The sequence below is a fragment of the Polystyrenella longa genome (assembly GCF_007750395.1).
Classification (GTDB): Bacteria; Planctomycetota; Planctomycetia; order Planctomycetales; family Planctomycetaceae; genus Polystyrenella; species Polystyrenella longa.
This window is the reverse complement of sequence record NZ_CP036281.1, coordinates 3,246,955-3,259,645: the sequence shown is the minus strand read 5'-3', so window position 1 is coordinate 3,259,645 and position 12,691 is coordinate 3,246,955. Positions and strand designations below refer to the sequence as shown.

The following is a 12,691-nucleotide window of genomic DNA, read 5'->3' as shown; positions in this document are numbered from 1 at the left end:
CGACTCTAACGAATAGTGGGTAATGCACTAGTTGAACGAACCAGATAAGGCCTGTCATAAACAGGGTTGAACCAAGATGAAGTTTCAGTATCCAGCTCATAGTAAAAGTATTTCTGAACAATGAAGTACGGAACAGCAATGCTGTGAGTCAGGAAACATTATAGAGGGTTGATAACGTTAGGATTCTCGGCAGCAAATTCATTCAGTTTGTTGAGCGCTTTGTTGAGTAATTGTCGAACACGCTCTTTACAGATTCCCATATCTCCAGCCAAGCTTTTCAGTGTTCGAGTTTTTCCATCTCCGTCAAAGCCAAATCGCTCTCGGATCAAAAACTGTTCACGATCATCCAGCACATCTTTCATGCAATCCATCAGGTTGTGTGCGGAACGGGTCGCTTCCAATAAGGAGTCTTCAGCCTCCTCAATCCCCAGATTCTCGTAAGAGCGTGAGTCAGGGAAATCGACTTCATTTGTTCGAATCCGCTGTCGCTTTTTCATGAATCGAAATAAATGTCTCTGCACGGAATGGGTTACGTAGGTGCTGAATCGATATCCTAAGGCATAGTCGAACTTATCGACCGCTTTCAGCAAAATGAAATTGCCTTCACATATCATCTCCTCAAGCTGATGAGGATTTTGTGAATACTTTCTGGCAATCGAAACGACCAGTCGTAAATTGGATTTAACGATCTGTTGTCGAAGGTCGGAGGCTGTTTGCAGATGCTCTTGAATCCGAACAATCTGGCGTTTGGTATAGCGTCGAGAATTGAGTGATGAACGCTTCTGGTTAGCAAGATGAAGATAATAGTTCATGGCACGGAACAGGACACGTTCTCCATCTACAGTTAGTAATGGAATATCGTACAACGCAGCCAGATAAGATGGGAAATCAGGCGAGGCAACTGCTGAACCATCAATTCCTTCGTATAAGTCAGTCTTACTCAACTCGGATTTGATTTTGGTTAGCGAGAGCTTCTCAAACTCATCATCATAAATATAGCCGATCTCCTGCATCAGCATTTTTTCAACTGCAGGGTCGTAAATAATAGTCTCATCCGAAGCTGACCAGTTTTCACTAACCGCCTCGGAATCGTGCAAATCGTTCTTTTCGAGTGTAATGTGCATTGTTTTGTCCTTGAAAACATCCAAAACGAGCCTGTGTCCTGTTATGATAGCCAAAGTCGACAGGGAATCAAATGAAAAAACGTCCAAAACGTTCATTTGTTACCAGGTCGACTATAGTCAAACGAAAAGCACTACTAGGTTATTAAAGGAAGTCAGTTATGTCTGAGTCGAAAAAAATCTGTATCGTATTACATAGGAGGGACTTACGGCTTGGGGATAATTCGGCCGTCGTCTCTGCAATTGAATCGGGTCGGCTACTTATTCCCATTTTTGTGTGGAACCGCCAAGAATCAGAGGCGTGCGATGCGGGTTCAGCGAGTTGCTGGTGGCTCCACCATTCTTTGTTGGAGCTTGGGAATCAGTACGCGAAGCAGGGTGGAGAATTGTTCTTCTTTAGAGAGCCGACTCAGTCTGTCATCGAACGGTTGATTAGAGAGCACGATGTGGAGGCTGTTTACTGGAATCGTCGTTACGAGCCTGACGCTATCAAGCAAGACTCTGGACTGAAAAAGTCGCTGAAAGACGCCGGAATTGAAGTCCACAGTTTCAATGGCAGTCTGCTACGTGAACCATGGGAAGTTGAAACGAAACAAGGTGATCCGTATCAGGTCTTCACGCCTTTTTGGAAGAATGTTCTCGCCAGTATTGATCCGGACAAACCGCTCTCTGCACCGGAAGCCATTTCATTTGAGAAGGTAAGAATCGAATCCTGCAAGCTTGATGATTTTAATTTGTTACCGAAACTCGATTGGGCGGACTCGTTTCATGAATACTGGACACCCGGGGAACAGGGAGCACATGAAAGCCTGAGTAATTTCATTCGAAACGGCATCGACGATTACAAAGGAGAACGAGACTTTCCTGCGAAGAGCGGAACCTCGCGGATGTCTCCTCACCTGCACTTTGGTGAGATCAGCCCACGACAGATCTGTCATGCGGTGCAAGTTCACCTTAACCGGAAACGGAAAGATAACGGACAACCCGGAGCCGATACTTACCTCAGTGAGATAGGTTGGCGGGAATTTGGTTACCACATTCTGTATCACTTTCCCCACACGACGGAAAAATCGCTTAAACCCAAGTTCGATGACTTCCCCTGGGATAATAATGCGAAAGATCTCAAGAAATGGCAGCAGGGAATGACTGGGTATCCAATCGTCGATGCCGGGATGCGCGAGTTATGGGAAACAGGTTGGATGCATAACCGAGTGAGGATGATTGTGGGTTCGTTTTTGGCGAAAGATCTTCTCCAGAACTGGAAATCAGGAGCGGAATGGTTCTGGGACACGCTTGTTGATGCGGACTTAGCGAACAATACGCTGGGTTGGCAATGGGTCGCTGGCAGCGGTGCGGATGCATCCCCCTATTTCCGTGTCTTCAACCCGGTCCTTCAGGGAGAGCGGTATGATCCAAGTGGAAAGTACATACGACAGTGGATTCCTGAACTCAGTGAATTACCTGACAAATGGATTCATAAACCTTGGGAGGCGCCGAAAGATGTCTTGAAAGATGCTGGGATCTCGTTAGGAGAAACCTACCCCGAGCCACTCGTCGATCATCAGGAGGCCCGTGAAGCGGCACTGGCGATTTACGAGAAAATTAAATGATAGGAGAACGGGTTTTTCAGGGAGTACCCTTATGGGTGATCATGATTGAACAGGGGGCGACTTGTCAAAAACCGTTCACCGCTGTGAGGAACTCGTAGAGTTTCTGATTTCACGTCGGTATACTAACTAGCATCAGTTGATAATACGCGAGTATCCAGATTGCAAACTGGACTTAACTCGATGCTTCCTTTTTAGGGCTCGGGGAAAGGCTATCGAGAGCTGTCGCGATCGAAACTGAATGAATCCATCTCAGGCTTCTAACGTTAATTCTCGGGAAGCCGCAGACCTCACTGTGGAGTTTACATGTCCTGCATTCCCTCATCCGCCTGGCATCGCATGACGGTGCGAGTCTGTTTATTCGTTGGAATCATGCTGTCATCTTCGTCGCTCTCGGCACAGTTACGGGAATTGACGACTGAGGAATGGATCGAAATGATCGACAAGGCGTTCAGCGAGCCGGAATCAGAACTGCTTCCCTCTGCGGCGGTCTTCCCGCTGGTAGACGCGACTGGCCAGATCGGTGAGAATGGCCTGGGTATTTCAACGCATGCTAATTTCCTGTACGAGTTCTGTCCTCGTCGTCTCTCGCATTCAAGCTCTTTCTGGTACAACACAGTTTTCCGCGGCGGCGGAGAATATAAGAAGGGGTTTGAAATCAGTGACGATGAGATCGAACTTTATGCCGATTCATTAGATGCGGACGTCTATTACTTCCCGATTCTGACCAGCACCGATGATAGCTATGAATTGACGATCAATCGTGCATTCGCGGGCGAACTGGAACAGGAAGAGATCTACCGGGGAACTCTCACTGAGGCAGAATATCCGATGCTGGCGAACCGAATCGCATCGGAGATGTTTAAAGATCAGGACGCACAATTAACAGAGGAAGAGCGGTCTTATCTTCAAGTCCCGCAGCTGAAAAATCGCGTCGCGGTCGAGCGACTGGACACTCTGGCGAGGGCAAGCTTATCAGAGGAAAATCAGGTGAAATTGTTCAGCGAGAACCCTTTATGCCTGGCTGGTTGGATACTTACTTTCAGCCAGAGCGGTGAAAAGCAGAAGGTGACCGAAATTCTTCTGGAGCATAAGGATGAACTTGACCTCGACCTGATCACCTCGTTGACCGCCTATTCCTTCCGTGCCATCGAACCTGTCCGACTGATGCGCGTCATTAAGCGGGCGAAAGAACTCAAATCGGATGTTGATTATCTTCGCTCCCTCTCGACCTATCTTTTTGCTGCCTGTGAGACGGAAGTGGTGGATCATTTCATCGATGAGTGGTTTCTAGTAGCGGATACCTATCCTGAAATGCATGTGTTGTCCCGAGCGGTTCGCAAACTGGGGTGGTATGTACGCGGAACCGGTTTCGTGTCGGAGACTTCGCCGGAAGCGATGCAGATATTCAGTGAACGGAACGAACAATCTTATGAATTGATGGAAAAAGCGTTGCGTTTCAATCCGGACGGGTGGCAATCTCATTTAACAGGGATCGAATACGGAACGGAAATGGGAGAGCAGGAAATTGCGAGACAGCATTTTAATAGTGTGATCGAATTGCGTCCTCGATGTCGCTCGGCGTGGCTGGACTACTTCCGGGCGATGCAGCCCCGTTGGGGCGGCGAAATGAAGAATTCTTTGGAGTTCGCTCTGCAGTGTGCTGAATCAGATGAATGGGATCTCGGAATTCCGCAGCTGTCCATTAAGATGCTTGAAGACTTGGCGGACCCAGCCATCATCAATGGAATATCCCATCCCTTTTTCAAGGACGAACTAGTTTGGGAGGTGATACGAACTTATTATGAAGCGTCCCAGAAAACGGTTAAAATCAACGACAGCCGAAAAGACTTTATTCGTAATCAATACGCCTTGTACGGGGCTTATGGAGAACACTTTGAAGAGGTCTCTCCCGTTCTTATCGATCTCAAGAAGAATGGCTACAACTACGATGTGTGGCCTTCGGAAGGTATTACTTATTATTATCACGATTTAGCGTTGTCTCAAACGGCCAGCGGAGAGACGCAGCAATGGTGCGAGTTGCAAACCACTATGAGTCAGGGAGATTTAGACCGGGCTCAAGAAATTACGGACAACTGGGACAAATCCGATCCGGAAGTAATGGAGGATTATCTAAGAATTCAGGCCGGCATCGATCTGGGGCGTAAGCTTCAAAAAGAAAAAGAGATCAAAATCACGCCTGAGATATTTATACAATCCTTCGCCCGTATGTCCGATATTGCCTCAGCGGAAGGCGATATCCTTCGCATCCGCATGAAGGAGGGGGATAATAAAATACTTCTTTGCCCATTCGGATTTGAGAATGCCGTTATTAGTGGCACATTGAAGTTCAAGGGGCAGGGAGTTTTTAAAGTCATTGCGAACTGTCGTGCGCCTCAGGATGAGGTCAGCCTGTTTTACAGCACGAAACGCAATGAAGTCTACCTCCAGCGAAACGACTCCTTTTTGAAATCTACTCCAATCGATCCTTCCAAATCGATGCGGTTCCAGATTTTAAAGTTGAAAGGGGGGTGTCTGCTGATGGTGGAATCGGGAGAGCAATGGCAGTCACAGGCCTATACCGCGGCTCCATCTGGTTTCGCGTTTAAGGCGCACAGTTACGAAGGAATCTTTGAAACGGAAATCACGGACTTAACGGTCAAGCTGATCAATCCGCCCGGCGAATCGGACGAGTAATCCGGCCCCTTCTTCTCCTCCAACCTCCACCGACGCGACCTTCTTATTTGGGGCGTCTTTCGGAAAGGAAATTGGACTACGTCTGATGCTGTCGTACCCATTGATAAACGCCCTTCATGCGAGGATGACTTCACGCTGTCGCAGTGTATAGCAATCAGCACAGCACATTTAGCAAGCCACCGGCTGTGAATTCGGGAAGCCTTCACAAGAGAGTCGAGTAAAGTGCCCTGATTCATTCTCCTACCGGTGAGAGAACTTGTCGAACTGGAAAAATGTAAGTCTTTGGTTCTACTTGAATCAGAATAGTAATACTCACGAGAGCAACTTACTCACTACGACATCAGCCGGCGTTCACTTCGATTGATAAAATGAGTCCAGTGACCGGGCTTTAAGTGCAAGATCAGGCGATACAGGCGTGGCTATAGGGCGGTTCGACTTTCTAAAAAGAATTTGTATGACCTGTCTCGATGCAAACATCTGAGCGGATGAGTGGCCGACATTGGGAACGGATTGAAAAGTTGCATTCGCTTTCCAGTCGGGAAATAGAGCCACGTATTCCCGATAGGTGTACCATCTATCGTACCGATTTAGACCTTGGATTTTTGCGGGTAGAGATTGCTCCAAAAACTCGTCTTGTTCGACGTCTTCTGTGCCTGTCAGATAATGAATCAGATTCGCCGACATAATATTCTTGGTCTTTTCCACAGTCAGCACGGACATTGTTCCGTTTCGCTTGTCGAGTCCGTATTTATACTCATTATACGGTTCTGGAGATTCATCCCAGCTTCTAAAGACTCCTTTGCTGTCCTTACGTCGATTATCAAGGTAGAGATACGAACTCGGGTTCAGCACAATAATCTGTTCCGATACGAAATCATTCGTATTCTGCGGAAACCTGGCCGCAAACCGATTGAGGAACTGACCTCCTGCGGAATGGCCAATCAGTATCACAGATTTCAAATTCGGGAACGGTCCCGATTCCTGTTCACACTGCTGGATGAGTGTTGCGACTACCCCGAAGGATGAGATACGCGGAAACTCTTTCTTTGGTTTCGAATAGTGGCCTTGCTTCCATCCCCCACTCGACCAGTAATATTCGTCCGCCTGCGGTGAATCCTCTTCTGTTTGAAATTGAGGAGTGATGACCGCCGTTCGCGATAGTTCCCGCGCCTCCGCAACGACATTGACCATACTGGAAAAATACTTGTCCGCGTTTCGATTGGTTCCATGAATGACAATGATCAACCGCTCAATCTTCGGATTCGGTTTATTCAACGGATTGGTTCGGTAATAAGGAGTCTTCTTTTCGGACAGAGTTATTCGTCCACGATAATCGGCCGGGTCAAAACTCAACTGTGCTTCAGCGGAATGGGATCCAGCAAATAACGTAAACCCTAACACCAGGGTGAGCAGGATAGCCTGAAGGAATTTAACCATCGTGATTCTCGTCAACAAAAAAAGGACTAACACCAAAATGATGTCAGTCCAATAGTTTAAATATAAAACAAGAGGAGGAAAACGGACTGCGGTATACCTTAGGAAAACAGATTCAAGAATCCTCAATCGGATTAAAGATAGCCCCGAGGGCATGTGTTTGCATGGTCTGCATCAACCAGCATGATTGCTGAAACAGCTGCTTGATCTTGAAGTCTGGTCGCTCTGACTGTTTTCAAAAAGACGGGTAATCAGTAAGTTAATCAACCGTTCTCTGATGCCGTTTATCTGAAATCTGAATCTCAATATAAGTTATCAGATCGGTTCTCGTCTCCAACTAAAACGAGGAGAAAATGACGACGAATATGCTAATGTCGCTTAATTAACAACGGTGTCACGAGACTGTCTAAGGGCTCGCTCCTCATTTCATGACTGTTTACTCATTGGGAGTGTTCTTTGGTGTTGGCTTTGATGATTCGGGTTGTGCGTCAGGCGCTATTGTACCGAAGAAATCGAGCATCTTGATGTAACTATCCAATGCCTGGGCGGACGGTTCGTCGAGATCTTTCTGCAGATCCTTTAAGCCCTCACGCGATTGCTCAATATTCTTTCGCATATTCTGAATGTCCCCACCACGTAATACCTCGTTGTAAAGACGGTCGACCTCAGCATTGCCTCCGTTAGGTTGAACAGATTCAGGGAGAGCTTGCGATACCGAGGGGACAGCCGACGGTTGCGGACGGTCTCCCAAACCAATGAGGCTCACTTTCTCGCGTGGAATTTTCATTTCACCGAAGTTGTCACTATGTATCAGGACTTCGGTTTTATTCAGGTCAACAACGCTCCCAGAGATGACATCGAGGTTCGTCAATTCCACCCAATCCGCACGGGCTAAACCAGCCGAAAGAGAAGTGACGACCAAAAGGGAAAGCGACATTTTAAGTATGTTCATGGATAACTCCTTTTGAGCATTTAATATTCACAAAATAGAACACTCAATTATTCGGGGATATTTCTGTCAGGTCCAGTGGGAGATGCGTAAAATGACTGATGCAGAGCCGCTGGCAACTACCAGGGGAACAGAGGAGGCTGTTGAGATGGCACTGCAGTGGATGAACCAATCCGATGTGTGGCATTTTGACGGGCCGTTTCCAACTCCCGTTCGGCTTCTTCGTTAGTGAGGGGAGCGGGGCTATTTCCTGATGAAGTCTGATTAGGGAGCGGGCGGCCTTGATTAGAGCCTCTTAGCGATTGATTCTGAGAATCGCGATGACTACTCCCCGAATCTGGTTTCTTTGACTGAGATGAATTGGTGTAAGGCGAATTGTTGTCTCTGGAATCCGTTTGATTATCTCGATTTGGATCATCATTTGACTGATCGTCTCGAGCTGGGGTGGGAGGCTTTTCGTTATTCCTTTGACTCGAGGGTGAATTAGACGCTTGGTTCTCGATCTGCTTTTTTAGTTCGTAGGCAAGTTCCAGGTTAAGGCGTGAGTCCTCTATTCGCACATTCCGATGGATGTTCTCTCGGTATATTTCGATAGCCTGAGACAACTTTGACAAAGATGTCTGTCGCGATAAACCACTTTGTATCACTTGCTGATATAAAGTGTTCGCCAGGTTGTACGCTGCTTGCGTTCGTAATTGTCCTTTTGCATGTGACTGAACCGTGGTAAAAAGTTCGGACGACGAGTCCCATTCTTCTCTCTGATAGGCAGCAACTCCTTTGTTGAACAGCTTAGACAATTCATACTGAGAATAGGAATCTGCTTCCTCATTAAAGACTTGATCGGCACCGATGCTCACCAGCGCCGAGAATAGGATTAGCAAAGTAAATACCTTATTATTTTTGACGATACGATCTGATTCATTCGTGTTCTTAAAAAGAGAGAGCGGTAGAAGGTTTTCCAACAGAAGAAGGAATAGAACCACCAACAGGAGTGGCGTGTACACAGGCAAGGAATGAGGTATCTTTTGGAGCGACTCTTTTGTGTCAAACCTCTTACTAATTGTTTCGATTGCATTGTCTAATGCTATTTCGGTACGGATAGGCAGAAACTCACCTCCCATGCTGTCTGCTAGTGATTGTAATCTCTGTGGATTCATTCTGGTCCAGACCACCTGATCGGCATGTTTGAGGTATCCTGTTCGGTCTCCTTCTATTACTGGAATTCGAGCCCCCTCCTTCATGTTACCCAACCCGAGAATAATTACGTCCGTGTCCGTAGGAAGTCGAGGTGGCACTACAGATTCATGGGGGCCAAATTCTCCATCTGTGAGCACGATCAGTCTTTTGGGGCCAGCGAATCTTGCGGCGAAACAATCTACAGCCAAACGAACTGCTTCGGATATCAGACTGCCTTCGATCAATTGGGAATCAGAAGTTGTATGGAGGTGGTTCAAGACGGATTCATAATCACGAGTTAATGGGGTCTCAACGCGAGCATTCCCGGCAAACCCAACTAAGGCAACAGGCGACCCCGCCGAAGAGTCCAATAGATTCTCGATCAGGTATGTGGCGGCCTCCGTTCGTGAGCTTCCGAGATCCTCCCCCTCCATTGATCGAGAGCGGTCCAGCAGGAAGACCGTTTGACCATTGGTTTGTATTACCTGATTAAGTCCTGTGCTCAACCGAACATCAAGGTAGGCCGCAGCAACCAACAATACTCCTAATCCCTGACAGCTAATGATCAGGAGCTGACGACGACCACTTGACCGCGAAATGAAAAGATTGGACGCTTTATACCAACGGTGATTGATCCACCGACGCCACCAGACCATTCTTGCCATACCAATCAGGACCAGCGCAGCAAGCAGAGCCATTCCAAGCAATCGCTCGGGATGTTCAATGTAATAGGAATTGATAGACGGTAATTGAATCATAAGCGTTTAAATAATTTCTCTGAGTAGAGTCCAACGCAGACTGATTTCCATGAAGAGAAAAATAAGCAACAGCAGAATCAGCGGAGGAATATCGAATTGTCCCACTGAGAAATTGGATACGGCGAAATGACTCTTAATTCGTATTACTCTCTCACCGACAAGTGTTCGTTCCTGTTCGTAGATATCTCGGTAGGCCTCTTCAAGTGACGATAACTGTGTTACGTGGAAGAACTGCCCCCCTGTAGATCGAGCAAGATCTTCCAGTCGATTTCGTTCTTCTTCGATCCGTTTTCTTGCAACTTCGGCTTGAATTGACTGAGGTTCTAATCCGATGACATAAGTTTTAATCCCAAAATGGCGGGCAAACGCTGCCGCTCGCTCCGGTGAAAGTCGTCCGGAGTTTTGTTGGCCGTCTGTCAACAGGATTATCGTTTTACTCACTGGGTAAGGAGAAATCTCGTCGATTCGTCTCAACTCCGAAATAGCCAATGTCCAACTGTCGCCGATGGCGGTTCCATCTTCGCGATAATCTGCGGCTGGCTCTGTGCGTTCTAGTTCGGCGACGACTGCTTCGTGGTCGAGCGTCAACGGGCAGGCAATTTCGGCGAGTGCGGCAAAGGTAACAAGTCCAATTGAGTCTGATCGGCCTACACCATTCTCGCTGTCGCCGAAAACGAACTGAGCCGCCGCCGTACTAACGGCTTCAAGACGCGTGACTCTTTCACCATCATGGTAGTAGTCGTCCTCCAGCATGCTTCCTGAACGATCAACGACGAGTTCGATGGCTACTCCCTCTACTGGAATCGAACCGAAGTCCCGCCAATGAAACGGCCCCGCAGCAGCTATTACTATCAGTATCAAACTTGTCATACGGAGCCAGGGAAGAATGCGCCGGAGCCGGAGTCTCCATGTCTTTTGCAACAGGTGGACGCGCCAGGTGATATTCAGCGAGGCCGCATGCTTGCTCCGAAACCACAACACCCCCAGAACTACTGGGATTAGTAGTAATATCCAGATATGTTGGACGTTCAATATCATGGTCCCGATCCGGATTCACGAGGAATACTTGTGAATGTCTTGACCGTCGAGACATCAGATATCTCATCACCTGCTTCAGCAAATAGTCTTCGTGTCTCTTGGAAGCATGAGTGGAGGTCGCTGGTTGAAGGTGGGATACCGACATAATTCATTCGATCCGCGAGAGCAAATATTGTGGTCGCTACAGATTCGATATTCAACGAGTTATCGGGCTGCGTTTGTAAATGATGTTTCCACTCAGTTGTCGTCCGTTCAACCTGAAGTCCGGGGTCGCGAGTGTAAAGCCATTGTTTTAAAAGAACGACCAATTCGACTAACGTGGCGGAATTAGTAATTTTGTTTCTAAGCCAATCGTCGTTCAACTGTGCAAGGTCGTTCTGAAGTCGACGATGAGATGTCGCTCGTTTTTGCAGAGATTCGACGAACTTACGGACAAGCCAAATCGACAGGGCGATGCAGATGAGGACAAGAATCGTTCCCAATGTCCTTCGCCATGTCCAAGGGAGTGAAACCTGATTGTAAATCGGACGTAGTTTGTTTCCCCCAAGGAAAGAGGAACGCGAACTACGGACTTGGATCAATAATGGATTGGAAGTTAGCTGGCGAACTCGCTGAGCACTGGTAGGTTGCCCAGGTTGAGGTTCACCATTCAGTGGAAGGGAATACAACAAGAGAGTGATTGCGGGGACTCGATGCTCTCCGCCAGCATAACCTTCTAGAATTAGTTGTTGTGTCCAGATTGTCTGTTCTGCCAAGTGGCTTGTCGATTCGGTTGAGTTAATGAGGTGAAGATCGCCGAAGTCCTCTGGAAGCAAGGGAGGAGCTAGTTCCCAACCCGTTGGAATGTGGGCGGTGAATGCGAGTCGTACTGGCTCAGCAATTTTCACCTCGTGCTGACTGGCTGTAACGGTGAATATGAACTTTTCTTCAGATCCGCTCACTGCTGAACTGAGAATCATTAGGCAGTACATGATTGCAATCGCCAATTTGCAGCAGGTCATGATGCCCGATCCTTTCGTGAGAAATATTTTCTCAATTCACGAGCGACATCTGATTCGGTATTCAATTTTATTGGAGGCGACTTCAAACGTTGGAACAGAGAGTCCCAGCGACGCTGGGCAATTTGCTCACTTTCATAATAGGCTGCACGTTGCGCTTTACTGAATGCGTCAATCCAACGGACTTCACCCGTTTCACGATCTCTTGTAGGGAGTAATCCTGAAGGGGGTAACTCGTAATCCGCATTGTCAGATATGTAGACAGGGATAATCTGGTGCTGTGCGGAAGCAATCGAAAGTGATCGCTGCAAGTCCGTCACTAAAAAGTCGGATATCAAAAACAGGACACTTCGCCGCCGTTGAGTACGACAAACCTGTTGGAGCGCGGAATCGATGTCCGTTTCGCCGTCCAAAGACTGGGCATGAATGAGTTCATGCAGGATCCGCATCGCATGCGATAGCCCTCCTTCAGGGGGGAGGGTGCTGTTTACCTCACTGGAGAACATGGTCAGACCAACCCGGTCTCCTTCCGTTACTGCTAACATGGTTATGAGTGCGGAAAACTCTTGGGCGACCACGTAAGAGGATCGTCCTGTGCGTTGCATTGACTTGCTGCAATCGACCACGATGTGAATCGTAAGATGTCGTTCTTCACGGAACTGTCGTATATGGGGGATTCCCGTCCTTGCTGTCACTCGCCAGTCCATTGCACGAACATCATCACCTGGCTGATAGGGTCTGGTCTCTTCAAATTCAATTCCGCTCCCTTTCAATGCCGAATCATAAATGCCGGCAAAGTCTTGATCGATCAGCGAATCGCAGCGTATTTTCAAACGATGAATATCGCGGAGCAACCGATGCTGATGTAGGTGAGCTGAGGAGTCGGGCTGAGATGATTGCGCGGACATCATTC

Annotated in this window: 9 protein-coding genes; 2 read left to right on the top strand and 7 right to left on the bottom strand. The window is 47.7% G+C overall.

The genetic code is table 11. The annotated features are described in order from the left end of the window. Window positions 1-158: 158 nt before the first annotated feature. Window positions 159-1,124 (bottom strand): sigma-70 family RNA polymerase sigma factor, encoded by a 966-nt coding sequence (locus Pla110_RS12160; RefSeq protein ID WP_197440164.1) that lies wholly within the window; start codon window positions 1,122-1,124, stop codon window positions 159-161. Window positions 1,125-1,282: 158 nt separating this feature from the next. Here Pla110_RS12160 and Pla110_RS12155 point away from each other — a divergent pair, with 158 nt between their 5' ends. After that, window positions 1,283-2,731 (top strand): cryptochrome/photolyase family protein, encoded by a 1,449-nt coding sequence (locus Pla110_RS12155; protein WP_144996022.1) that lies wholly within the window; start codon window positions 1,283-1,285, stop codon window positions 2,729-2,731. Window positions 2,732-3,034: 303 nt separating this feature from the next. Next, on the top strand, window positions 3,035-5,425 hold the full coding sequence (locus Pla110_RS12150) for a hypothetical protein (RefSeq protein ID WP_144996021.1): 2,391 nt from the start codon (window positions 3,035-3,037) through the stop codon (window positions 5,423-5,425). Window positions 5,426-5,776: 351 nt separating this feature from the next. Here Pla110_RS12150 and Pla110_RS12145 read toward each other — a convergent pair whose 3' ends face one another. The 6 genes from Pla110_RS12145 to Pla110_RS12120 form a co-directional block, all read right to left on the bottom strand. Further along, window positions 5,777-6,862: a hypothetical protein gene (locus Pla110_RS12145; protein WP_144996020.1), complete on the bottom strand. Its 1,086-nt coding sequence runs from the start codon at window positions 6,860-6,862 to the stop codon at window positions 5,777-5,779. A 433-nt stretch (window positions 6,863-7,295) separates the two neighbouring features. Continuing rightward, window positions 7,296-7,811, bottom strand: a complete 516-nt coding sequence (locus Pla110_RS12140; RefSeq protein WP_144996019.1) for a hypothetical protein — start codon at window positions 7,809-7,811, stop codon at window positions 7,296-7,298. A gap of 116 nt (window positions 7,812-7,927) precedes the next feature. Continuing rightward, window positions 7,928-9,742 (bottom strand): vWA domain-containing protein, encoded by a 1,815-nt coding sequence (locus Pla110_RS12135; protein ID WP_144996018.1) that lies wholly within the window; start codon window positions 9,740-9,742, stop codon window positions 7,928-7,930. Between the two features lie 6 nt (window positions 9,743-9,748). After that, window positions 9,749-10,780, bottom strand: coding sequence for a vWA domain-containing protein (locus Pla110_RS12130; RefSeq protein ID WP_144996017.1), 1,032 nt, complete (start codon window positions 10,778-10,780; stop codon window positions 9,749-9,751). Further along, window positions 10,777-11,781, bottom strand: a complete 1,005-nt coding sequence (locus Pla110_RS12125) for a DUF4381 family protein (RefSeq protein WP_144996016.1) — start codon at window positions 11,779-11,781, stop codon at window positions 10,777-10,779. Before Pla110_RS12125 ends, Pla110_RS12130 begins: the two co-directional genes overlap by 4 nt. Then, window positions 11,778-12,689, bottom strand: a complete 912-nt coding sequence (locus tag Pla110_RS12120; protein ID WP_144996015.1) for a DUF58 domain-containing protein — start codon at window positions 12,687-12,689, stop codon at window positions 11,778-11,780. Before Pla110_RS12120 ends, Pla110_RS12125 begins: the two co-directional genes overlap by 4 nt. Between the last annotated feature and the right edge of the window lie 2 nt (window positions 12,690-12,691).